At 69.3% G+C, this 23,734-nt stretch carries 17 protein-coding genes, 1 other RNA gene and 1 pseudogene; 7 read left to right on the forward strand and 12 right to left on the reverse strand.

The annotated features are described in order from the left end of the window. Positions 1 to 74: 74 nt before the first annotated feature. From ACFY0T_RS03320 to ACFY0T_RS03335, 4 genes are read right to left on the reverse strand one after another with little or no spacing between them, the layout of a single operon-like run. A complete protein-coding gene (locus tag ACFY0T_RS03320) occupies positions 75 to 3,350 on the reverse strand; it encodes a type I restriction endonuclease subunit R (protein ID WP_388864298.1) in 3,276 nt (1,091 codons plus the stop codon). Then, positions 3,347 to 4,561, reverse strand: coding sequence for a restriction endonuclease subunit S (locus ACFY0T_RS03325; protein WP_388864299.1), 1,215 nt, complete (start codon positions 4,559 to 4,561; stop codon positions 3,347 to 3,349). Before ACFY0T_RS03325 ends, ACFY0T_RS03320 begins: the two co-directional genes overlap by 4 nt. Further along, positions 4,554 to 6,176, reverse strand: coding sequence for a type I restriction-modification system subunit M (locus tag ACFY0T_RS03330; protein ID WP_388864300.1), 1,623 nt, complete (start codon positions 6,174 to 6,176; stop codon positions 4,554 to 4,556). The genes ACFY0T_RS03325 and ACFY0T_RS03330 overlap by 8 nt, the downstream gene beginning before the upstream one ends. Before the next feature lie 17 nt (positions 6,177 to 6,193). Next, positions 6,194 to 8,344 carry a hypothetical protein gene (locus tag ACFY0T_RS03335; RefSeq protein ID WP_388864301.1) on the reverse strand — a complete coding sequence of 717 codons (2,151 nt, stop codon included), beginning with the start codon at positions 8,342 to 8,344 and terminating at the stop codon, positions 6,194 to 6,196. A 232-nt stretch (positions 8,345 to 8,576) separates the two neighbouring features. Here ACFY0T_RS03335 and ACFY0T_RS03340 point away from each other — a divergent pair, with 232 nt between their 5' ends. From ACFY0T_RS03340 to ACFY0T_RS03360, 5 genes are all read left to right on the forward strand, one after another. Then, the gene (locus tag ACFY0T_RS03340; protein WP_388864302.1) at positions 8,577 to 9,203 is read left to right on the forward strand and encodes a hypothetical protein; all 627 of its coding nucleotides are present in this window, start codon (positions 8,577 to 8,579) and stop codon (positions 9,201 to 9,203) included. Between the two features lie 372 nt (positions 9,204 to 9,575). Then, positions 9,576 to 9,995, forward strand: a complete 420-nt coding sequence (locus ACFY0T_RS03345; RefSeq protein WP_388864303.1) for a hypothetical protein — start codon at positions 9,576 to 9,578, stop codon at positions 9,993 to 9,995. Positions 9,996 to 10,114: 119 nt separating this feature from the next. Continuing rightward, a complete protein-coding gene (locus ACFY0T_RS03350; protein WP_388864304.1) occupies positions 10,115 to 10,693 on the forward strand; it encodes a hypothetical protein in 579 nt (192 codons plus the stop codon). Positions 10,694 to 10,841: 148 nt separating this feature from the next. Next, complete coding sequence (locus ACFY0T_RS03355; RefSeq protein WP_388864305.1) at positions 10,842 to 11,855, forward strand: EcsC family protein; 1,014 nt, start codon at positions 10,842 to 10,844, stop codon at positions 11,853 to 11,855. 206 nt (positions 11,856 to 12,061) lie between these two features. Then, positions 12,062 to 13,429 (forward strand): transposase, encoded by a 1,368-nt coding sequence (locus ACFY0T_RS03360; RefSeq protein WP_388864306.1) that lies wholly within the window; start codon positions 12,062 to 12,064, stop codon positions 13,427 to 13,429. A 276-nt stretch (positions 13,430 to 13,705) separates the two neighbouring features. Here ACFY0T_RS03360 and ACFY0T_RS03365 read toward each other — a convergent pair whose 3' ends face one another. The 7 genes and pseudogenes from ACFY0T_RS03365 to ACFY0T_RS03395 form a co-directional block, all read right to left on the reverse strand. Next, positions 13,706 to 13,903, reverse strand: coding sequence for a hypothetical protein (locus ACFY0T_RS03365; protein ID WP_388864307.1), 198 nt, complete (start codon positions 13,901 to 13,903; stop codon positions 13,706 to 13,708). Continuing rightward, the gene (locus tag ACFY0T_RS03370; protein WP_388864308.1) at positions 13,900 to 14,736 is read right to left on the reverse strand and encodes a hypothetical protein; all 837 of its coding nucleotides are present in this window, start codon (positions 14,734 to 14,736) and stop codon (positions 13,900 to 13,902) included. Before ACFY0T_RS03370 ends, ACFY0T_RS03365 begins: the two co-directional genes overlap by 4 nt. A gap of 1,419 nt (positions 14,737 to 16,155) precedes the next feature. Then, entirely contained in the window at positions 16,156 to 16,866 is a 711-nt protein-coding gene (locus ACFY0T_RS03375) for a DUF2637 domain-containing protein (RefSeq protein WP_388864309.1), read from the reverse strand. Positions 16,867 to 17,082: 216 nt separating this feature from the next. Further along, positions 17,083 to 17,496, reverse strand: an RNA gene (gene rnpB / locus ACFY0T_RS03380) — RNase P RNA component class A. Positions 17,497 to 17,608: 112 nt separating this feature from the next. After that, positions 17,609 to 18,388: pseudogene (locus ACFY0T_RS03385) on the reverse strand (DMT family transporter); the annotation flags it as partial. Positions 18,389 to 18,437: 49 nt separating this feature from the next. Next, the gene (locus tag ACFY0T_RS03390) at positions 18,438 to 19,256 is read right to left on the reverse strand and encodes an AraC family ligand binding domain-containing protein (RefSeq protein WP_388864724.1); all 819 of its coding nucleotides are present in this window, start codon (positions 19,254 to 19,256) and stop codon (positions 18,438 to 18,440) included. 305 nt (positions 19,257 to 19,561) lie between these two features. Then, on the reverse strand, positions 19,562 to 20,995 hold the full coding sequence (locus ACFY0T_RS03395; protein ID WP_388864310.1) for an RNB domain-containing ribonuclease: 1,434 nt from the start codon (positions 20,993 to 20,995) through the stop codon (positions 19,562 to 19,564). Between the two features lie 106 nt (positions 20,996 to 21,101). Between ACFY0T_RS03395 and yaaA the strand changes: the two genes are divergently transcribed. Together yaaA and eda are read left to right on the forward strand one after the other, a co-directional pair. After that, positions 21,102 to 21,902: a peroxide stress protein YaaA gene (gene yaaA / locus ACFY0T_RS03400; protein WP_388864311.1), complete on the forward strand. Its 801-nt coding sequence runs from the start codon at positions 21,102 to 21,104 to the stop codon at positions 21,900 to 21,902. Between the two features lie 71 nt (positions 21,903 to 21,973). Further along, positions 21,974 to 22,624 carry a bifunctional 4-hydroxy-2-oxoglutarate aldolase/2-dehydro-3-deoxy-phosphogluconate aldolase gene (gene eda, locus ACFY0T_RS03405; protein ID WP_388864312.1) on the forward strand — a complete coding sequence of 217 codons (651 nt, stop codon included), beginning with the start codon at positions 21,974 to 21,976 and terminating at the stop codon, positions 22,622 to 22,624. Here eda and ACFY0T_RS03410 read toward each other — a convergent pair. Further along, complete coding sequence (locus tag ACFY0T_RS03410; RefSeq protein WP_388864313.1) at positions 22,608 to 23,654, reverse strand: NAD(P)-dependent alcohol dehydrogenase; 1,047 nt, start codon at positions 23,652 to 23,654, stop codon at positions 22,608 to 22,610. The two genes, eda and ACFY0T_RS03410, sit on opposite strands and share 17 nt — an antisense overlap. Positions 23,655 to 23,734: the final 80 nt, after the last annotated feature.

The raw sequence follows: 23,734 nt of genomic DNA on the forward strand, positions 1-23,734 counted from the left end.
AGGCGTCCGCCCCCCTTGGTACGCCACGAGAGTCCTTCCGTCACTCCCGGACGGCAGGACTCTCGCATCACCGCTCAGTCGTCCGGCATGCCGTTCTCGGACCACTCGTTGGCGAAGTGCTCCATCTGGCGGAGGACTAGGTCGATGGCCTCCTTCTGCTGGTCCGGCGGGTAGTTGTTGCGGGCCAGGAGGCGCTTGATGGTGCTGCGCAGGCGGGCGCGGACGGACTCGCGGGCGATCCAGTCGGGCTTGAGCTGGCGGCGGACCTCGGTGACGAGCTCGCGGGCGATGCCCGCCAGGACCTCGTCGCCCATGAGCGAGCGGGCCGTGCCGTGGTCGGCGACGGCGTCGTAGAAGGCGAGCTCGCGCCAGTTCAGGGGCGGGTCGAACTTCTCGCCGCGGCGGGCGTCGGCGGCGACTTCCTTGGCCATCTCGACCAGTTTGGCGATGAGTTCGGCGCTGGTGTACTGCTGGCGCATGTAGCGCACCATCAGGTCCTGGAGGCGCTCGGAGAAGGTGGTCTGCCGGACGATGTTGTGCCGGGTGACCTCGCGCATCTTCCGCTCGACGAGCCGCCGCAGCGCCTCGGCCGCCAGGTGCGGGGTGTCGCTCTGCTGGAGCTGGGCGACGAGCGCGTCGGTGAGGTGGGTGAGGTCGGCGGTCTCCAGCCCGGCTTCGGCGAACAGGTCCGTCACTCCGCCGGTCTCCACCACGGACGACGTCAGCTGGGCGAGGTACAGCTCGACGTCACGGGCGACCGGGAGGCCGCGCGCCTCGCGATTCATGGCGTCCAACTTGGCCATGTAGGCGCGGACCTCGACGAAGAACTGGATGTGCCGCTTCCAGGCCGGTCGGTCCGCGAAGCGGTCGCCCACCTCCTTCGAGCTGCCGGCCAGCGCCCAGAAACGTTCCAGGCGGTAGGCGTGGTCGCGGAAGCGGCGGCCCAGGGTCTGGCGCGGATCGTCGAGCTGCTCGGGGTTGTTGCCGGGCGTGACCGGATCGAGCAGGTAGTTGGCGGTGCGCAGGGCCGCGTCGACGAACGCACGGGGGCCGGGACGGTCGAGCAGGGGTTCCCAGGCGAAGCCGCGCAGGATGCCGGTGAGGACGTCGTACTCGTTGCGCAGCTCGTCCAGCGCCCGCTCGACGTCCTGGCCGAGGGTGCGGTCGCGCTGGTCGGCCTCGGTGTACTCGGCGATGGCCTTCTGCAGGTTCTCCGTCAGCGGCGCGTAGCCGACGAGGAGGCCGTCCTCCTTGCCGCGGAAGCGCCGGTTGACGCGGGCCAGGGCCTGCATAAGGTTGGCGCCCTTGAGCGGCCGGTCCAGGTACATGGTGTGGATCGGCGGGGCGTCGAAGCCCGTCAGCAGCATGTTGTTGACGATGAGCAGTTCCAGCTCGTCGTCGGGGTCCTTGGCCCGGTTGATGACGGTCTTGCGGCGGCTGTCGGTCAGCGCGTGGTCGAGCAGCGCGTCCGTGTCCTTGCGGGAGTTCGACGAGAAGACGATCTTCATGGCGCCCTTGTCGAACTCGTCGCTGTGCCACTCGGGCCGCAGCTCGCGCAGTGCGTCGTAGACGCGTACGCAGATCTCGCGGGTCGCGCACACCACCATCGCCTTGCCGGGCGCCCCGCCCGACTCGGAGGCGCCGACGAACGGCCGCATCCGTTCCCGGCGTGCCTCCCAGTGCTCCACCAGGTCGGCCGCGAGGTCCCGTATCCGGGCCGGCGCACCGTACATGGCGTTCATGGTCGCCACGGCCTGCTCGACGCGGCGGCGCTCGGTGTCGTCGAGGCCGTCGGTGATGCGGTCGGCCTCCTCGTCGATGGTGGTCGGGTCGACGTCGCGGTCCAGGACGAGCTGGATCACACGGCTCTCGTGGTAGACCTTCACGGTCGCGCCGTCGTCGGCGGCCCGCTTGAGGTCGTAGACGTCGATGTAGTCGCCGAACACCTCGCGGGTGTTGCGGTCGGCCTCCGAGATCGGCGTGCCGGTGAAGGCGAGCAGCGTGGCGTGCGGAAGCGCGTCGCGCAGGTGGCGGGCGAGGCCGTTGAGGTCGTCGTAGTGGCTGCGGTGCGCCTCGTCGACGATCACGACGATGTTCCGGCGGTCGGAGAGCATCGGGTGGTCGGTGCCCGACTCCCGCTCCTCCCTCGTCTTGCCGAACTTCTGGAGCGTGGTGAAGAGGATCCCTCCCGTCCTCTTCGCCGCGAGCTCCTCGCGCAATTCGGCGCGGGTGACGACCTGCCGGGGCGTCTCCGGGAGGATCTCGCTCTCCTGGAACGTCGAGTACAGCTGGTCGTCGAGGTCCGTGCGGTCGGTGACGACCACGACGGTGGGGTTCAGCAGGGCCGGGTCCCGCATCACCAGGGTGGTGGTGAGGACCATCTCCTCCGACTTGCCGGAACCCTGTGTGTGCCAGACGACGCCGGCCTTGCCGTCGCTCGCCGAGGCCGTGCGGACGGCTTCGGCGGCGCGGGTGACGGCATGGTACTGGTGCGGCTTCGCTATCCGCTTCATCCGCTTCGACGGGACGAAGTTGACGAACGACTGGACCAGTTCGAGGAAGCGGAACTGGGTGAACAGGCCGTGGATGGCGAGGTTCTGCCCCGACTCCGAGAAGCCGTCCGCGGTCAGCGGGTCGACTCGGGCGCCGAACTCGTCCGTGTTCCACGGGGCGAAGTGCTCGTAGGGCGTGAACGGCGTGCCGTACTTCGCGGTGATGCCGTCGGAGAGCAGGACGACGGCGTTATAGCGGAAGGCGGTCGGGAACTCCTGGACGTACCGCGCCACCTGGGCGTGGGCCGTCTGGAGCGTCGCGTCCTCGTCGCCGGCGCGCTTCAGCTCCACGACGGCGAGGGGCAGGCCGTTGACGTACAGGACGACGTCGAAGCGGCGGTTCTTCTCGCCGTCGATGACGGTGACCTGGTTCAGGGCGCGGTAGGTGTTCGCGTCCGGGTCCGTGAGGTCGACGAGGCGGATGGTGGGGTTGTGCTCCGCGCCGAAGGAGTCGGTGTAGGTGACGGAGCGTATGCCGGAGGTGAGGTGGAGGTGGGCGGTCCGGTTCTCCTCGTACGTGTCCTGGGAGCCGGGGGTGACGGCGGCCGTCATGGCCTCCCGGACGGCGTCCGGGGGGAGGTCCGGGTTCAGGCGCTCGATCGCCTCCTGGAGGTCCGGGTAGAGGATCAGGTCGTCCCAGGACTTCCGGTGCCCGGAACCGGGCGCGAACTCGTTCCCGGAGGCCGGCAGCCAGGCCAACTCGGCCAGCTCATCGAGGGCGAGCAACTCCCAGTCGGCTTCGGTGGGGCGGCGGTGGGTTCTGTCGTCGGGCTCGTTCCCGTCGTGGTGGGTCGTCATGTGGCGTTCTCGACAATCTTCTCGGCGTCTTTGACGCGGAGGCGGCCGGACATGAGCTGAGGGAGAAGGGTGTCGCGGAGGGCGGCGAGTTGTGTGGATTCCCGCAGCGCGAGCGTCAGGCGCTCACGCACGGGTCTAACGGAATACAGGTACTGCTCCATCACCTCAACCGGCGGAATGACGAGCGGAGCTCCGACAATCACCTTGGCGTTCATGTTCGCCTGCACCGATCCCCCCCTCGAACTCTCCGCATACCGCGCGTACGCGTCCGACTTGAGGAAACCCCATACGAAGTACGAGTGAGCGAGTGAGGGCATCTTGAGGCGCACGAGATACGAGGCAAAGACCGCTTCGGTCAGCTCTTCGACGACGGCCGACTTTCCAGGGTCCGCCATACGCGCCACCAACACATCACCGACAGCCAAACGGTATTTCTCGAAATCCCCGTCACTGATCTCACAGTGCGGCACGTCGGACCACGTGATCCAGTTCCTCTTGTTGATGTCCTTCACTCGCAGGAACTTCGGCCCGACTGCCGGATCCGGGGAGCTGCTCGCAGTGTAGCCGTACTGCGTGGAGCAGATGTCGGACAAGTGACCAGGGGTCCAGCCGGCTCGGTCCTCTCTCGCGGTCGAGCGACACGTGCCATCAAACAGGGCGCGCGATAGGGCGTCGGCCGTCTCGGAAATGCGCTCGTTGACTGAAATCTTGTCATCCAGCGCACTGAGGAGAGCAACCACTGCCCGCTGTTCCGGCAGCCCCGGAATACGGATCGGCCAGGTGGGCAAGCTGGCCAAAGGGATACGGTCCACCGTGGCCCCATGGATCCGTCTGGAGGCGATGACCTGCTGAAATTCAGGGCCGAGGTAGGCATACAAAAGAAACTTCGGCTCGACCACATCACGTTTAGGCCGCAGAAGCCCCATCCGACGTCCAAGGCACGCGCGAATCCCAGCAGGCATCAAGGCGGCCTCACCAAGTCGCGTCTCATAGGAAAATAGAACGTCGCCTTCCTGAGGAGTCACCCTACGTGTCCATTGGGAGAAATCATCCTCTGACACGTGGGCGGATTCTGCCAAATTCAAACGCCCTTGGTCCAGGCTGGAAATGCTGAGAAACCACGGCCCTTCTTCTGTCTTCTTGGGCGTGGCATGTGGGCCATCAAACACGGTGGCCACGTCTCCGATGGTGGTTTCGACCCACTCAGACATCGATCCTCCCCAACTGCACCCGCACCGTCTTCTCCAGCTCCGCCGACTTGTCGAACAGCTCGTACAGCTCCTTAGTCAGCTTGCTGATCCGCTCGGCCACAGCCTCCGCGTCCTCTTCCTCCGTCTGGACGGCCCCCACGTAACGTCCCGGCGTCAGCACGTACCCGTGCTCCCGGACCTTTTCCAAGTCGGCCGAGTAACAGAAGCCCGGCACGTCCTCGTAGGTCAGCCCCGCCTCGCGCGCCGACGCCGTGCTGCGCCACGCGTGGTACGTGTCGGCGATCTTCCTGAGGTCGGCCTCCGAGAAGAGGCGCTCCGTCCGGTCCACCATCTCGCCCATCGCGCGGGCGTCGATGAAGAGGATTTCGCCCCGCCGGTCGTCCAACCTTCGGGCGCCCTGGGGCGACTTGTCCTTGGACAGGAACCACAGGCACGCCGGGATCTGCGTCGTGCGGAAGAGCTGCGGGGGCAGCGCGACCATGCACGCCACCAGGTCGGCCTCGATCAGCGCCTGCCTGATCTCCCCCTCGCCGCTGGACTGGGAGCTCATCGACCCGTTCGCCAGGACGATGCCCGCCGTGCCCCTCTCCCCCAGCTTGGAGATCATGTGCTGGAGCCAGGCGTAGTTGGCGTTGTTCTTCGGCGGAACCCCGTACTTCCAGCGCGGGTCGCTCTCGTCCCTCGCCCAGTCCTTGATGTTGAAGGGCGGGTTGGCCATCACGAAGTCGGCCTTGAGGTCCGGGTGCTTGTCGTCGGCGAAGGTGTCGCCCCAGCGCGAGGCGAGGTTGCCGTCGATGCCGTGGATGGCCAGGTTCATCTTGGCCAGGCGCCAGGTGCGCTCGTTCAGCTCCTGGCCGTAGACCGAGATGTCGGCTTTGTGGCCCTTGCCTCGGTGAGCCTCGATGAACTTGGCCGCCTGCACGAACATGCCGCCCGAGCCGCACGCCGGGTCGTACACCCGCCCCTCGTACGGCTCCAGGATCTCGACGATCAGCCGGACGACCGAGCTCGGCGTGTAGAACTCCCCGCCCCGCTTGCCCTCGGCCCGCGCGAAGTTGCCGAGGAAGTACTCGTACACCTCACCCAGAAGGTCCTGCGCCGGCCTGTCCTCGTTGCCGCCGAAACGGGCGTCGCTGATGAGGTCGACGAGTTCGCCGAGGCGCTTCTGGTCGACGCGGTCCTGGTTGAAGATCTTGGGGAGGACGCCGGTGAGGGAGGCGTTCTCCCGCATGATGGCGTCCATCGCCTCATCGAGGAGCTCGCCGACGCCTTGGGCCTTGGCGTTGGAGGCAATCCAGGACCAGCGGGCGGTCTCGGGGACCCAGAAGACGTTGGCGCGGGTGTACTCGTCGCGGTCCTCGAGGAAGTCCTCCATCCGGTCCTCGGTGATGCCGTCGTCGGCGAGTTCCTCGGCCAGCTCACGCCGGCGCTCGTCGAAGGCGTCGGAGACGTACTTCAGGAAGATCAAGCCGAGGACGAACTCCTTGTACTGGGCGGCGTCGATGGAGCCGCGCAGCTTGTCGGCCGCCTTCCAGAGGATGTCCTGGATCTCCTTGGCGGTGGAGGCGCTGAACAGCTCCGCCTGGTCGGCGGGCTTCTTCTGGCGTGGAGGCATCGGGTGGAGCGTCTCCTTCAGTGAGTGTGGATATTGGCGTCGGTGTGCGGGAGGTGCTGGATGGTGAGCGTGCCGTCGGCCATGCCGGCCGCCATCACGCGGGTCAGGTCGTCGAGCGCGGCGGTCTGCTCGCGCAGCAGCTCCGCCCTGCCCTCGATCTCGGCGAGTACGGCCTCGTAGAGGTCGGCCTCGGCGCGGCTCAGGTCGGGGATGACGAGGTCCTCGATACGGCGGGACGCGCGCACGGCGCCGCTGGTGCGGGCGTGCTCGGCGGCAGCGGCGCGCAGCAGCGCGGCCAGTACCCGGGGCCGTACGGGCGGGTCCGCGTCGGGGTGGACGCGCAGGATGCGGGCCGGGGCGGCGACCAGGGACACGCCCTCCGTGTCGACGTGGACGCCGAAGTGCGGGTGGGCGGTGACGACAAGGTCGCCGGGCTCGGTGAACTGGGCGTGCCCGTAGGCCGTGAGGAAGATGCCTCGGTCCATGCGGCGGCCGCCGATGCGGGCGGTGCCGAGGATCTCCTCGGGGGTGAGGACCGGGTAGTGGCCGTCGGGGGTGAGGTGTTCGGCAGCGAAGCGGTGGCCGGGGCGGCGGCGCAGGCGACGGGTCCGCAGGAGGCGGCCGACGGACGTACGGCGCACCGGCTGGTTCTCGGGGCGCAGTTCCGCCTGGGCGTGCAGCCGGAGTTCGCCTGTACTCGAACGCACCTGAAGCTCACTCAGGCGGCGTTCCAGGTCGGAGATGACCGCCGGGCGTTCGACGACGGTCCGGGTGTGGCGGGAGGCGAGCGTGCGGTGCTGCGGGGTGAGGGCGGCGCCGGGGCGGTCGTCGAGGTGGGTGCCGAGGACGATGGCGGCGTGGCGCGGGTCGTGGCGCGGGTCGGGTGTCCAGCCCGAGGTGCGCCAGATGGCGATGTCCTCGGCGAGGGTGTCGAGGACGGGTTCGGTGAGCGGCTGGGCGGAGTAGTCGGCGAGGAGGACGAGGCCGGTGCGCTGCTCCTCGGGGACGCGGGCGAGGACCCAGACCGCGGTGCGGTAGCCGGGGCGGAAGGCGTACACGCCGTCGGGCAGGCTGATCGCGGCCTTGAGCAGGCCGGGCTTGAGGAAGGAGCGGCGCAGGCGGTCGGCGTCGCCGTGCCGGGCGAGTGGGCCGGTGAGGACGTCGGCGGGGCCTAGGACGACGGCGGTGGAGCCGGTGTCGAGGTAGTCGGTGAGGGCGGCGACCTGTTCCAGGACGGTCTTCGGGTCGCGGGTCTCTGCGGCCTCGTAGGGGAGGGCGCAGACGAGGAGGTTCGGGTAGCCCCATTCGTCGGCGGTCAGTTCCTCGCCGTCGACGACGTCGAGCCGGAACTCGTACACCCCGCGGACCAGCATCCGCCGTCGTACGAGACGCACACGGGCCGGGTCGGGGTCGGCGGCGAGGTAGACGTGGGCGGAGTCCTCGGCGGCGTGGTCGTGGAGGGCGGCCAGGAGGGCACCGGTGCGGGCGTGCGGGACGGCGATCACCGAGCCCTCGTCGAGGGTGTCGACGCCGGAGAGGGCGGCGAGGGCGCGGACGACGACCGGGGCGGGTTCGTCGGCGGCGAGGTCGCGGGAGCCGAGGCGATGGCGTGCCTGGAGGATCCAGTCGAAGGCCTCGGCGGGGTTGTAGGCGGCGTCGATCAGTTCGTCGGCGAGTGCGGCGAGGGCCGGGCCGGTGCGGTCCGGGTCGGGCAGGGCGCGCAGTTCGGAGACGAGGAAGCGGTCGTCGGGGTCGAGGTCAGCGGCCCTGTCCAGGACGGTGTCCCAGGGGCGGCCGTCGGCGACGGGGGCGTCGAGCTGCTGGTGCAGGCAGACCAGGGAAGTCAGCGCGCCGATCAGGACGGACGCGGACAGCGACGGGGTGCGCCAGGCGGCCAGGGTGTGCAGGGCGAGCTCGGCGCGCAGCCGGCGGGCGTCGGTGTTGCCGCGGCCGGTCGAGGCGAGCCAGTCGACGACGGCACGCGCGTCGAACAGGGGACGCCCGTCCTCGTGTGTGACGGGGGTGGGGAAGTCGGGGTGGCGGCGGGCCCACGTGGTGGGAACCGGACGCTTGACCTGGGCGAGGGCGGCGATCTCGGCGTATGTGATCCGCCAGGCCGGCGTTTCGGGCAGGATGGGAGGCGTCTTCGAGGCCGTGTGCGTCGCCATCGGACGTGCTTCCCCCTCTCCCCTTGGGCCGTTGAGGCCGGCGTCCTCGCCTTCACGGTTCGCGGTCCACCCCCTTCGGCGGGGCAGGCGTCAGCAATCTACCGCCGCCCCGGATAGTCGCGCACAGCCTGCCTGATAATACGGGTTATCAGCGGTGTCCAACCCCAGAGTGCGGAGCGGCAGGCACCTTGTGGTGGCCAAGTGCCACGACGCCGACCGGAGGATCACCGCGATGAGCCACACGCCCTCGATACCGCCCAGCAACCCGCAGTTCCCCGGCATCGGCGGTACGCCGGCCGGCGGGAACGCCGTACCGCCCTTCCCGCCGGCCGGTGGCGGGCAGCCCGCCATGGGGCAGCCGATGAGACCGAAGCCGTCGCGCCGCAAGGCATGGCTCACCCACGGCGCGACCGCGTTCGTCGCGCTCATGGTCGGCGTCGGCATCGGCGGCGACGGGGACTCCGGCGGTACGGACGGCACCGCCGCTCCCGCCCCGGCGGTCACCGTCACCAAGACCGCGGCCGCCCCCGGCGGCGGTGAGCCCGAGCCCGCCGTGACCGTCACCGAGAAGGTCACGGTCACGCCGAAGCCGGCCGAGAAGGCGGGACCGGCCACCTTGGTGGAGGGCGACGGCCAGTACCTCGTCGGCGAGGACATGCAGGCTGGCACCTACAAGACCGCCGGGCCCGACAAGAGCGGCTTCGTCGACAACTGCTACTGGGCCCGCACCAAAGACGCCTCCGGGGAGTTCGGGGCGATCATCGCCAACGACAACCTCCAGGGCCAGGGCCGCGTGACGGTCAAGAAGGGCGAGTACTTCGAGACCAACGGCTGCCAGAAGTGGACCAAGGTCGGCTGACCGGCCGCCGCACACGCCGCCGCGCTCGTGGGGGGACGTGGCGGACCCCGGTGCGGGCGGCCGGCCGAAACCGGGCCGCCCGCCCCGCTTCTTCCCCTCCGTCCTCTCTCCGCCACCCGCCCGACGTGAACAGGAGGGTCCGCCGATGGGCCGTCGTTCTCCGCTCGCCCGCGCACCCCACCCCACTCTCCGGGGCCGCCGGCAAGTGCACTTCGACGACGCGGTCAAGGCCGTCGGCCGGACGCCGATCGTGCTCGCCACGGACGCCTCCGTCACCGCCGACAAGGTGGGCACCGGCTACCTCGCCACCACCGGCAGACCGGACTGCGCGCCCACGTCTACCCGCAGTACCTCACCACGCCCCGCGTCCGTGTGGTCGTCACCGAACTCCGGGCCGTGTACTGGGGGTTGCGGCGGATCTTCGCGGCGCACCCCGGGCGGCCCGTCGAGGTGCGCGTCGACAACCTCGGCGCCCTGGCCCTCCTGCACGAATGGCAGAACGGCGGCGACCGGATGCCGGACGGCTACGAGACGCGGCTGCGCTCGCAGGGCCGCCGGCCCAGCCTCGTCAAGCTGCAGATGTACGCGGAGTACACGCCCGGCCTGACCTTCGTCCACGAGAAGGCCCACGTCGGCAACCCGCTCAACGAGGCCGCCGACTCCCTGGCCAAGCTCGGCCTGCGCTCCCTGCACGGCAGGGTGCCGGTGACCGAGATACCCCGGCTGGTCCCGCTCTGGGCGAGTGGGGCGCTGGCCGAGTACCGGCGGGGACGGGACCGGGAGCGGGGCTGAGCCCCGCGTCCGCCTGCCTCCGCTCGCCACACCCGCCTTCGCCGCGTGTCGTCTCTCGCGACCTTCACGTCTTCGCGTCTCCGTGCCTCCGCGCCTTCGTACCGAGAGGAAGTTCCACGATGTCCACCCCGGAGCAGCAGCCGCAGACTCCTCCACCGACCGCGGTCCCCGAAACGACTCGGGGAACGGTCGAAGAGTCGGCCCCCGCATCCGCCGAAGCGACACCCGATCTGTCCGACCACCCGCCGACCACGTCGACCTCCCGCTGGTCGCGGCTGTCGCGCGGCACCGTCCTCGCGATCGGCACCGCCCTCGGGGCCGCCGTGGTGGGAGCCTGCTGGGCCGGGACATCACTGGCCTGCGGCGAGGAAAGGACGTTCAGCACCGACGGGACGCTCACCGTCGCCGGGATCGGCGTGGGTCTCGACCCCGACGAACCGTGCTCCGGAACGAACGGCTACTCCGACATCGACTTCGGCGCCCAGGTCAGCGTCACCGACGCCGCCGGAACCCTCGTCGCCAAGGGAAGTCTGAGCTTCGGCAAGAAGACGGAGCAGGGCTGCGAGTTCCCGTTCACGGTCGACGACATCTCACCGGGCTCGAAGTTCTACACGGTCGAGGTCTCCCACCGTGGCGGTCTCACCCAGACCGAGGACGAACTGCGCGCGGGTGGCCTCGCGTTCACCCTCGGCGACTGAACGGCCAACCGACTCGGGATGACTGCTCCGTACCCTTCCTGTACATTCCCACCTTTTTCAGAACTTGCCATTGGACGATGTACTTCACCCACGTGTCGGCTGGTAGGGCATCGTGGGCCCAGCGATCACGGTCGAAATGGAGACCTCAATGAGCACTTACGCCGACCCACTCGTCGACGGTCCAACCCCGATGAGCGCATACGAGGGGCAGGTATGGGACACGCTCAACGAGCACTGGCAGCGCCGCAACGACCGCCGTGGTCTGCCGAACTGGGCGAGCACCGCGCTCGGTCACACCGGTGAGGTCGCGGGAAACGCCGCGAGACGGGTTACGGACGCTGTGCCAGAAGCGGTCAAGGAACCGATCCGTCGCGTAGGCGACGCGGTCGCCGACACGGCCATGCGACCGGCGCTCGCAGGCGCGGCAGCGTTGCTCGAGCTGGTCAACGACTGGGCCATGGATCTCAACGACCCGAAGAACGTCGAGAAGCTCGCCCGCAAGCGAGGCTTCGAAATCGACAGTTTCGCCGAACTACGGCAGCAGGACCTCCAGGTCTGTGACCGGCTGCTGACCCGCAACACCCTCAAGTGGCGGACCACCGGCGCATTCGAAGGCGGCGCCATGGGCCTGCTGGCCATGGTCCCCGTCGCCGGTATCCCCGCCGCGATGACAGCGGACATCCTGGTCGTCCAGGTCCTGAGCACGTCGATAGCAGCGCGCATCGCGTACTCCTACGGCTACGACGCCAAAGACCCCAAGGAGCAGGACTTCATCCAACGCCTGGTACAGCGGTCCTTCATGGCACAGGCGGCCAAAGCCAAGCCGTTGCGTGACGTCGCACGGGCGGCGGACGCGGTCAAGGGACGCGTGAACTGGTCACAGAAGCTCCGCAACGACCACCGCCTCCTGGCCGCCCTTGAGAAGTTGATGCAGCAGCTGGGCCCGGCCGGCTCCAGGGTGCCAGTTCAAAACGTCGCCAAGGTCGTGCCGTTCGTGGGGGTTCTCATCGGTGCCGGCATGAATTCCGCGGTCCTCGGCAGGGTGGCCGCCGACGCCCAGCGGTACTGCCAGACCCGATTCCTGTGCGACAAGTACGGGCTGCCGCTGCCGGCCGCACTGGCAAGCGACTGGGACGACGACCCTCAGACCGACGCCACGTAAGTGATGGCCGGTGGGTCCACGATGCGGCCTCTGCGGTTCCGACCGGGGATTCCGAGCTCCTTGCAGAACTCGGCGAGGTTCGGTGTCGGCTGCAATAGTTCGTCAAATCCGGCGGTGGTGCGGGTTGACGGCAGGTTGGGTTGATCGTAGGCCGGTGGCAGGAGCCAACTGCTCTGCTGGAGGCTGAAGATGACCGCTCGCCGTCCGTGTCCCCCTGCGCCAGGGCCGTTGCAGGATTACGCGGCCCGGTTCGACGACCTCTTCTTCAGCCTGGCGCAGCGGCGGGGTTTCCGCGGGAGCGAAACAAGACGATCACCTGCCTGGCAGGCGCGGAGCCGGTGACCGGCGCGGGGATGCCGGGGGTGCAGCGGCTGCAGTTCTTCCTGTCCGAGTCCCCCTGGGAGGCCGAGCAGGTCAACGACCGGCGGCTTGAACTGCTGCGCGAGCAGCCGGCGACGGCACTGCACGACGGCGGGGTCATCGTGATCGACGACTCCGGTGACCGTAAGGACGGCATGGCCACCGAGCACGTGGGGCGGCAGTGGCTGGGCCGGTACGGCAAGACAGACAAGGGCATCGTCACGGTGACCACGGTGTGGACCGACGGACGCATGTACTACCCGCTGCACGCGACTCCTTACACCCCCGCGCATCACTTCGCCCGCGGCCGCTCCGATCCGGACCCCGGCCCCACCGACGACGATGCGGCCCAAGACGCGACACCGTCGGCTTCCGCCGCACTGCTCGAAAAGGCCGTCAACGCGCCCGTCGACCAGCCGCTGTCCCTCACCCTGCGCGAGCTGATCGACGCCTGGCCCGCTGGCCGCATGTCCACGGTGCTCGCCCAGATCGAGGACGGCCTCAAGGATCAGGGACTCACCGCCAGCCCACTGATCACCGTCGCCGACCTAGACAGCACCATCAAGCTGCTGCGCACCGGCGCCGAACCCGGTCCCGATCAACCGCGCTTGACCACGGATGATGTCCCGGACGAGGAAGCCGAGCAAGAGCCGCTCACCTATCGGGTGAACCACCTGTCGACCGCGACCGGCGGCGTGACCGCCCTCAGCCCCGGCGACAGCCTGAACAAGGCCATCACCGTGATGACCCGGCTACACGAGCGCGGCTACGCCTTCGTCCACGACAGCCAGCACACGATCTCGGGCATCATCACCACCGCCGACCTGACTGACCAATTCGGCGCCCGTGTCGAGCCCTTCGTACTGCTCGAGGAACTTGAACAGCGCTTGCGTCGCCTGCTTCACCAGGCGGTGGACAACGGCCGCCTCACTCTTGAGCAGATCCGCTCCACGCTGCGGCCCCACCGCAAGAAGAAGGTGAAGTCGCCCGATGACCTCACTCTCGGCGAATACGCGTATGTCCTGGCACCCAAGGTCCATTGGAAGGCCCTGAACTGCGGCGCCGACCAACAGACCGTCCGTGACTCGCTTACCGATTGCGCCAAGTTCCGCAATGAGCTCATGCACTTCGACCCCACCCCCACACAGGATCGCGATCTTGCCCCCGACCAGGCAGCCCTCAAGGTTCTGCGCGCCCTGCACCCCATCGCCTGACTCGCCGTGCCGTGGCCGGAACCCGGTCCTTTCTCCGCCCGGAGTGCGCCGCAGCCCCCCGCCCCGGGCGGTCCGAGCGGGCGGTGCAGAGCGCGCACCCAGGGCCTCCTCCTTCCGTCTGCTCTGTCCGGGGCCGTGGGCCGCATGGGTCCCCCTTCACGGCGGGCCGCCCCACAAGAAACCGCCGACCGACCCTGCGACCTTCTGCACATGGCCCCGCCGGGAACTCGCACCTGCGGCCAAGCCAGGCCGATGTACACGTCTGGGAAGTAGGCTTCAGTGATCATCAAGACTCTGGCGCGACGTGGACGAAGCGCCATCGGTGTCGGAACGCGGACGCATGCTGCTCCGTAACTCGCGCCAAGCGCCAATGACTTCAGTCGCTTTTTCCAGCAACTCCCGTAGCTGGGTGAGGATGAGGAGAGCGATACCGAAACCGGCCAGTACGTAGAGCGTGATGCCGTCCCAGTTCACGACGACACCTCCCCGCGAGAATGCCGCCCACCCACCGGAATGACTTGTTCCAACCAGTTGGGATCTGCACCGAGCCTTTCGAGCTGTTCTCTGGCTTCATCGCCGTAGGCGGCACGCCCCCATCGGAATCGAAGCTGAAGACCGCATGGCAGGTCGGCGCTGTGTGCCAGTTCGTATGTGCACTGCCGCATGTATCGATCGCTTTCCAGCGGAAGGTCGTCACAGGTGCAGTGGTACTCGGAGATGCGGAGCGGTAGTCCCCAAACCGGATCCGTGAGCCTTGAAAGCAGGGTGTCGTGATCCAGGCGCACCTCGTACCGGGTGTCCAGCTCGAAGATCCACTCGTCGCCGGTAATCCATGAGCGTGTGGAGTAGGCGGAGCTGGAGGTGTGGAACAGTGCGATCCTGCGCAGCAGGCCTGAACCGAGCCAAGCGATGTCTTTCTCTGTCCCGCGAACTGATGTGTGTGACTGCTCGTCCTGCCGTTCATGATCAGTCAGTGTGGGGGATCGCCAAAGGGGCGGATAGCCTTCCTTGGCGAGGGACTCCCATCGATCGTCGAGATAGTCACCCCACCCGGGTTCGGCAATTCCGCGAATGATGAGGTGGCTCTCGGTTTCTGCCAGTGTGAGGTGGAGATCGTTCCCGCGAATCGCAGAAATCCTCAAGCCGATGACACCATTCACCTGGACGCCCGGCTCGGCATACGGCAAGAGGCGATCGAGGGCGTGCCAGGTCATGGGGTAGTTCTTGCCCTGCGAGAGTCCAACGTGGCTGTCAAGGTAAATGACGGTGGGCTTGCGCGGGCTGAGGCGTACGCTGGCGATCCCCACGGGGTGAGCGGACCACGAACCGCCGTCCCCGAGTTTCGACATGACCTGCGACTCAAGTAGCGTCTGATCCCCCAGGGAATCCAGCAAGGGAGTCGGATTGCTTGCGTTTCTAAGGATCTCCAGGGCGAATTGATACGGCTCACCGGTGTAGGCGACCCGAGTTCGAACAAGTGCGGAAAGGCGTCCGCCAGCAGACACGGCACGATCCGTCCTCGAACGCCGCTGCCCCTAAGCGCCCGATAACTGATCGGCGCACCCAAGATGGGCGCAATCGGACACACAAAATTATCCGGTGAAGCTAGGGCTTCTTCATCCCATAGATGACGCTGCACTGGGGCAGCTCAGCGTCGGAACAGGCCCCCTGAAGGCCACCAGAAGGCTACCACCGGTCGTTGCAGCTCGTAGCACTTCCGCGACAGAAGGGAGAGTGGCGATGGCCGGTCGCGGCCCTGCTCCCAAGGACCCCGCGCGGCGCACCCGCCGCAACGCCAACGCCGTATCGCAGACAATCCTTAGGGTCAATCCCGTGACTCTGTTGGTGATGCTGGTAAGCCGCTGACGGCTGACTGTGGGCGGTGCTTGGCTGGGTGTGTGCGGGGTGGTGTCGTCGGTGAAGGTGGTCGCGGTGTCGCTGCTGCCGGAGAGTCACCAGCGGACCCCGGTACGGACGGTGCAAACGGCGCGGGCGGCGTGTCCGAAGGGCACGCCGGCAATGCTCATTCGGGACCGGCTGGATTCCTGTTCGAGGACGAGGAGTTCGCCTGTCTGTACCCGGACGACGGCAGGCAAGCACGGTCGCCGGGGCAGCTCGCGCTGGTTTCGGTGTTGCAGTTCGCGGAGAAACTCTCCGACCGAGCCGCGGCCGATGCGGCAGGTGTGAGTGCACCACTACTACTGGGCCGCGCGCAGCGGCGGTGGGACCCGGCCACAAGGGTGCGAGGGCAGCATGGGCCGGGTGGACCTTCGAGATGCCGTCCCGCTCACAGACCGTGTTCGCCCATCAGGCACATCAGGTTCCGCTTGCGTTTCTGGGCAGTGCGCAGGGCAGTAACATACACGGCGAACTCGTCCTCGGTGCCAAGGCGGCAGCGGCAGTCGCGGACGCTCAGCAGCAGCCCGACGAGCGCTTTAGGGGGATGCTCGCCTGAATGGTCAGCTCAGCTCCGTTGACGTCCGGATTCCCCTGTTCCCATGTTCTGGGCCCTACGCCGAGGCTTCGAACCTGCGCAGAGACATGGCTCTTCGGAGGAGCCCGCATTCAGAGCGAGACGGTCGCCGTCGCCACCAGCGACCCACCGTCGACCCACGACGATTCCGCTTCCCATGTTTTATGGCTCCCGCCAGGGCTCGAAACCTCCGGCTGTTGGCCCCGTCGGCGACTAGCAGCCCTCGCCCGCCATTGCTGTCGGCCAGGACAGCTCACTCACGACCCCGTCCATTCCGTCCGTCTACTCGATCAGGGTGTGCCCCGGGCACCGTTACTGTCTCGCCGATTCCCCGCACGAGTGCGGTCAACTGCCTTGATCGGCTTGCGCCGATGCGCAGTTCCTTTCGCAGGGTCTCGGCCGAAACGGGTCGTTGGTGCAGCTCCCGGTGCCGGGCATCGACCATGCGAGCGCGCGGCGGCAACGGATCGCCGTCCTCCTGCGGCCGCTCGCTCTTCGCGTGGCTGTCTCCCTCTCCCCGTTGCCCCGTCGTCACATCCAGCCGGTCAACCGTGCGGTGCACCAGGAGTTCCACCGACAGCAGCAACGCAACGGGAGGCCATCCGGCGACAAGGACCGGCTTCCACTCCAGAGCCGGTGCCGCCGCGATATTCGCCGCCAGCGAGACCGCGATCCCCAACAGAAAAGCGGACCACACCGAGCCCAGTGCTCGGCGCGTGCGGATGCCAGAGGGCTTCAGCAGGCCAACCGTGGCCAGAAGCAGCAGGCCGTCAACCGACAGCGGCCACAACGAGGCACTGACTTCGTCCGCTCCGCCTTGCAGTGCGAACGCACGCTGATGGACGTACGAGGCGTACGCCGCGACCCCGGCAACCACGAGAGCGCACAGGGGCCGAATCCACACGTCAAGGTCGAAGCCTCCGCTCCCGGCAGCCCCCTCCTCAGCGTCCGTCACCTCACTCATCGGACCCACCACCGACCGGCACAGCTCTGAGGCCAGCCCTCCGCCTCCCGCGCCCCTCCGCACTGGCATCAGCGGGCGATCCAACGAGCCGGCCCAGTGCACAACGCGTGCACACTTCCACGGGAACTCCCGGGAACTCCCAGGTAGAAGCGGGAAGTGCCCAAACACGGGAAAGGGCCCCGACCAGGCCATAAGACCAGGTCAGAGCCCAGCCGGCAGACGAGTCGGGCTGTACGCCGGGTTCTGTCGCCCGGTCGCCTCGCGGCGGCCGGGGAGACGGCCATCCATCTAGGACCGACGTTGCCGTCGGCCTCGTGCGGTCTACCCGCGGACTCGGGCGGGCAGCCCTCGAACGTCCGCGCAGGAGCGCCCCTTCTTCCGAAAGGGCGGTCCCTTTTGACCTTGCTCCGGGTGGGGTTTACCTAGCCGCCTGAGTCACCTCAGGCGCTGGTGGTCTCTTACACCACCGTTTCACCCTTACCAGGGATCGAGATCCCTGGCGGTTTGCTTTCTGTGGCACTGTCCCGCGGGTCACCCCGGGTGGCCGTTAGCCACCACCCTGCCCTGTGGAGCCCGGACGTTCCTCGGGAAGGTCCGCAAGGACCTCCACGCGGCCGTCCGCCCGGCTCGTCTGCCGTGTCGACCATGGTACCGGGCGTGCGGTGCGCCTCGGTCCGGCCGTCGCGAGGACGGAGCCGGCCAGGATCAGGGCGAAGGCCACGGCGATCCCCGCCGTCAGGCGTTCGTCCAGGAACAGCGCGCCCGCCGCCACCGCGACCGCCGGGTTGACGTACGTGATCACCGTCGCCCTGGTCGGGCCCGCCTCCTTGATCAGTTCCAGGAAGGCCACGAAGGCGACCGCCGTGCAGATGACGCCCAGGCCCGCGAGGGCGGACAGGACCTGCGGGGACGGGGTCGTGGAGGGCCAGGTCGCGGCCGCCGCGGGGGCGTACACCAGCGCCGCCAGGGCCAGGCAAGGGGCCGTGAGGTGGAGGGACGGTACGTCCTTGAGGTGGCGGGCGGCTATCACCGGCGCCGTCGCGTAGCCGACGACCGTCAGCAGTACCTCGGCCAGCGAGCGGGCGTCACCGCCGGTCAGGTGCGGGACGGTGAGGACCGCGACGCCGGACAGGCCCAGCGCGAGTCCGGCCATCCGGCGGGCGCCGAGCCGTTCCGTGTCGCCGAAGAGGCGAGCCGCGGCGACGCCGACGATCGGCACGCCCGCGATCAGCAGGCCCGCCGTGGAGCTGGACAGATGGCGCTCGGCGTCCGTCAGGGTCCACCAGGGGACCATGATCTCGATGCACGCGAAGGCCAGCATCGGGCGCCAGTGGGTCCGTACGGTCCGGGTCAGGCCCCCTTGGCGTAGCGCGAAGGGGAGCAGCAGCCCGGCGCCCACCGCGCAGCGCGTGAACACCACCATGGACGGGGACACGCCGTCCACCGCCACCTTGATCATCAGGTAGGGGATGCCCCAGACCACTCCCATCAGGGAGAACAGGAACCAGCCACGTGCAGTCATACGCGCAGTTTCGGCCGCCTGAGCGTGCGGTGTCTTGAACGCTGTTGCGCTACGCCCTCGCCGACACGCCCGCCCGGTACGCGGCCGGCGTCACCCCCAGCACCCGCCGGAACCAGCGGGTGAGGTGCGCCTGGTCCGCGAAGCCCACGAGCGACGCCACCTCCGCCGGTCGCAGCCCGGACTCCAGCAGCCCCCGGGCCCGGTGCACCCGGTGCTGGGCCAGCCAGGCGTACGGCGGTATCCCCATCGTCGTACGGAAGGCGCGCAGGAGCTGGTAGCGGGACAGGCCCAGATCGGCGGCGAGGGAGGCGAGGGAGGGGGGCGCCTGGAGTTCGTCGGCCAGGCGGTCGCGTACGGCGTGGGCTATGTGGGCCGCTCCCGGGACCGTGTCGCACGCAGGGCGAGCCGTGGAGTGGCGGCGGGCCAGGGCCGTGAGCAGCCACGGGAAGCGGGACTCGGCCTCCAACGGGTCGGGGCAGGCGCTCAGTTCGGTGTGCGCGGTGCGCAGGGCAGCGGCCAGTTCGGGGTCGTCGAGGAGGGGTTCGCGGAAGTGCGGGAGGCCGCCGAGGGTGCCGTCGGTGAGCAGGGCTGGCTCGGCGTACAGGGCCAGGTAAGCGTAGCCGTCGGACGCGGCCGGGCCGCCGGTGTGCATCTCGCCGGGGCCCAGGACGACGATGGAGCCCGGGCCGGTACGGATGTGACCGCCTCGGTAGTCGATGACCTCGGAGCCGCCGACGCAGACGCCGATGGTGAACTCGTCGTGGGCGTGCGGCGCGTAGCGGTGCTTGTCGAAGCGGGCGGTCAGCAGGTCGAGGGGCCGGCCGTCACGGCCGAGGGTCGCCCTGGTCCAGCGGGCCTCTTCACGTATGGTCACGGTCGCCTCCCCAGGTCCTCTCGAGGGTGCAACGCGCGCGTCCCCCGTTTCCATGCCACGTCCGGGTCCGCCGCGGGGCGTCAGTCGTCAAGGGCGGGCGGGAAGGCCCGCTCCAGCCCGTCGGACGCGGCGCCCAGACAATTCGATCGCCCCCGCCGCCCCATTCCCGACCTTGGTGGCTCCGCCCCCAAACCCCCGCCAAGGGGCTCGGCCCCCTGGACCCCCATCGGCCTTGACGGCCTCGTCCTCAAACGCCGGACGGGCTGAATCCAGCCCGTCCGGCGTTTGAAAAGCCGCCCTTACGCCGGAGTGAATTCGACCTTCGCCGCGCCCGGGTCCGCCTGGGTAAGCCGTACCGGCAACCGCTCACCCAGCGGCAGCGCGGCCGTACCGCCGGCGAGGCGGGCGAAGACCGCTGGGGACTCCAACTGCACGGTTCCGACGGTGGGTTGGTGCTCCTGGACGTCGACCACGCAGCCGTCGAAAACGTCACCCACGCGGTCCTTGAGCAGCGCGGCCTCCACGATGTCGAGGCACTCGCGCTCGACGGTCCCGGCGCGCCGGGTGCCCTCGGCCATCTGCTTGGGGAGTTCGTCGAGGGCGGCGCGGACCCAGTCGGGGGGTGATTGGCCCGCGGCGGCCGCGAGGCAGATCTCCGAGGCGTAGCGGTCGACGAGGCGGCGCAAGGGGGCCGTGCAGTGGGCGTACGGCGCGGCGACGGCGGAGTGGGAGGTGACCTCCGGGAGGACGCCGTCCCGGAACACGGTGTACCCCGCGCCGCGCAGCAGCGTCGTGCACTCCTGGAGGAAGGCCGCGTGGTGCGGCCAGTGCGGGTCGAGGGAGCGGATGAGCCGCGCGTACGAGACGTGGTGCGGCCAGTTGATGCGCAGGGCGTCCGCGGTACGGCGCAGACGGCCGACCGCGCCGTCGGGGGCGGCGGGCAGCGTACGCAGCACCCCCGTGCCGTGCGCGAGCATCAGCTCGGCCGCCGCCATCCCGGTGAGCAGGGAGAGCTGGGCGTTCCAGCTGTCGGCGGGGAACGGGGCGCGGTACACGAGGTCGTACGTCCCGTCCCTCTCGACGATCTCCTGTTCGGGCACGTTGAGGGAGATACCGCCGCGCTCGACCTCCAGTCGTTCCCGCTTCTCCCCGATGACCTTGAGGAGGGCGAGCGGCCCCTCCGCCGTCCCGGTGTCGATCTGCTTCTGCACATGCGCGTAGTCGAGCTTGGCGCGGCTGCGTACAAGGGCACGGCGTACGTCGGTCGACTCCGCACGGCCGTCCGCGTCGAGGTCGATCGTCCAGAGCACGGCCGGGCAGGTCTGGTCCGGGAGCAGGCTGGCGGCCCCTTCGGAGAGGCGCGTGGGATGGAGGGGGACCTTCCCGTCCGGGAAGTAGAGGGTCGTCACGCGGCGGTGGGCCTCGGCGTCCAGGGCGCCGCCGGGTGCGACGAAGGCGGCGACGTCGGCGATGGCGTACCGGACGCGGTAGCCGCCCCTCCCCCGTCGCGCGAGGTGCATCGCCTGGTCGAGGTCGGTGGACGTCGGCGGGTCAATGGTGAAGAGAGGGATGTCCGTCGCGTCGTACGAGGGCAGGCGGGGCGGCCGCTCGGCCTCCGCGAGGACCTCGGGCGGGAAGCTCTCGGGCACGCCCAGCTCGGTTCGCAGCGCGCGGAGGGCGGCTCGCAGGGGAGCCTCCGGTGCACCGATGACGCGGATGTGGCGGCGAGGCATACGGCGAGCCTAGGACGCCCTCCTTCGCCCGGCACCCCGAGTTCACCCAGTACTTCGAGCGCTTAGGCTGGCGCCGGGCCACACCCGTCGTTAGGAGAACCACACCGTGCTCGTGCTGCTGCCGCCCTCCGAGGGCAAGGCCCCCTCCGGCCGGGGAACCGCGCTGAAGCTGGAGTCGCTGTCCCTGCCCGGTCTCACCGAGGCGCGCGAGGCGGTCCTCCACGAGCTGGTCGAGCTGTGCACGGCCGACGAGGAGAAGGCCCGCGAGGTGCTCGGACTGAGCGAGGGCCTGCGCGGCGAGGTCGCCAAGAACACGGAGCTGCTGACCGCGGGCGCCCGCCCCGCCGGGGAGATCTACACGGGCGTCCTGTACGACGCCCTGGACCTGGCCTCCCTGGACGCGGCGGCCAAGCGCCGCGCGAGCCGCTCGCTCCTCGTCTTCTCGGGTCTGTGGGGCGCCGTCCGGGTGAGCGACCGGATCCCGTCGTACCGCTGCTCGATGGGGGTGAAGCTGCCCGGGCTCGGGGCGCTGGGCGCGCACTGGCGTACGCCGATGGCCTCCGCGCTGCCCGAGGCGGCCGGCGACGGACTCGTACTGGACCTGCGCTCCTCGGCGTACGCGTCGGCGTGGAAGCCGAAGGGCGAGGTCGCGGGGCGGACAGCGACCGTGCGGGTGCTGCACGCACAGCTGGTGAACGGGGTCGAGAAGCGCTCCGTCGTCAGCCACTTCAACAAGGCGACCAAGGGCAAGATCGTACGCAGCCTGCTCACCGCGGGCGCGGCGCCGAAGAGCCCGGCGGAGCTGGTGGAGGCGCTACGGGACCTCGGATACGTGGTGGAGGCGGAGGCGCCGGGCAAGGCGGGCAGGCCGTGGGCGCTGGACGTGGTGGTGACGGAGATCCACTGACGTCTCCCAGCGCATTGCAGCATGCGCAACGACCTTTGCGCATGCTGCACACCCCGGGCAGGATGAAGGGCATGACTTCGCCGCTGCCCTCGTCCCCCCCTGCCTCCGTGCTGGACCTCGCCCCCGTGGTCCCCGTCGTCGTGGTCACGGACGCCGCGGACGCCGTACCCCTGGCGCGGGCGCTGGTCGCGGGCGGGCTGCCCGCCATCGAGGTGACGCTGCGGACGCCGGCCGCGCTCGACGCGATCCGGGCGATCGCCGCGCAGGTGCCAGCCGCGGTGGTCGGCGCGGGCACGGTCCTCTCGCCGGCGCAGGTGGCGGACTCGGTGGCGGCGGGCGCCCGCTTCCTGGTCAGCCCGGGCTGGACGGACGTCCTGCTCGAAGCCATGGCCGGGTCCGGGGTGCCGTTCCTTCCCGGGGTGTCCACCACGTCGGAGGTCGTGGCGCTGCTCGAGCGCGGCGTGCGGGAGATGAAGTTCTTCCCGGCGCAGGCGGCGGGCGGTACGGCGTATCTCAAGTCGCTCGCGGGGCCGTTGCCGCAGGCGCGGTTCTGCCCTACGGGGGGCATCGGTCCGGCCTCCGCGCCGGATTACCTCGCGCTGCCCAACGTCCGCTGCGTGGGCGGGAGTTGGATGCTTCCCGGCGACGCGATCGCGGCGAAGGACTGGGGGCGCGTCGAGGCCCTGGCACGCGAGGCGGCCGCGCTCAGGCCACGCGGATGACGACCTTGCCGAAGGCCACCCCGGTCTCGTAGTAGCGGAACGCCTCGTGCACCTCGTCGAAGGCGAAGACGCGGTCGATGACGGGACGTGCCCGGTGCAGGGCCAAGGCCCCCGGGGGTTTGGGGGTGTCATCCAGAAAACTCAGCAATGACTCGAAGTGGGCCCGGCTGCCGACGAACACCCGGCGGATGGTCGCCAGACTCGCCGCGTACGCCGCATGGGAGATCTCGATGCCCGGTCTGCGCGGGTTGCCGGTGATCAGGAGCACGATCTGGCCGTAGAGCGCGGTGGCGCGCATCGACTGTTCGATGGTGTCGGGGCCATTGGTCTCGACGACCAGGTCGGCGCCGCGTCCGCCAGTCAACTCCCTTACTGCCGACCCCCATTCGGGGTTCTCGGCGTAGTTGACGACGTGGTCGGCACCGAGCGCCTTGAGACGATCGGCCTTGGCTGCGCTCGACGTCGTCGCGATGACCTCGGCGCCCAGCATCTTGGCGAACTGCACCGCGAAGAGGGACAGCGCGCCGGTGCCGAGCGTCAGCACGGTCTGGCCGGGGGCAAGCGGCTCGCCGCCCGTCAGGGAGTGCCAGGCGGTGACCCCGGCGCAGGGCAGACAGGCCGCCTCCTCCCAGGTCAGGTGGCCCGGGAGGCGTACAGCGCCGTCCTGGTCGAGGACGGCGTACTCCGTGAGCATGCCGTTCAGGGTGGCGCCCGGCTGGTCGAACAGGGCCGGGGTGATCCGTCCGTCGAGCCAGTTCGGGAAGTACGTGCCCGCCACCCGGTCGCCTACCGCGAACCGGGTCACCTCCCCTCCCACCGCGACGACTTCGCCCGCTCCGTCGCTCACCGGGATCACGTCCGGCACGGCCTTCAGCGGGTAGGTCCCCTTCAGGATCAGCATGTCGCGCTTGTTGAGGGAGACGGCGCGGACGCGGACGAGGATCTCGCGGGGGCCGGGCTCGGGGCGGGTCGACTCGCGCCGGACGATGCCGTCGACACGGCCGAGCGTTTCGAGGTGGTACGCGTGCATGGCCGCTCCCTGGGGTGGGGTCCTCCGTGACTGCGTCCATGCTGCTCGGAGGGGGTGCGCCACTCAATTCCCGGCTGGGT

It is taken from the genome of Streptomyces sp. NPDC001530, from assembly GCF_042894545.1.
Classification (GTDB): Bacteria; Actinomycetota; Actinomycetes; order Streptomycetales; family Streptomycetaceae; genus Streptomyces.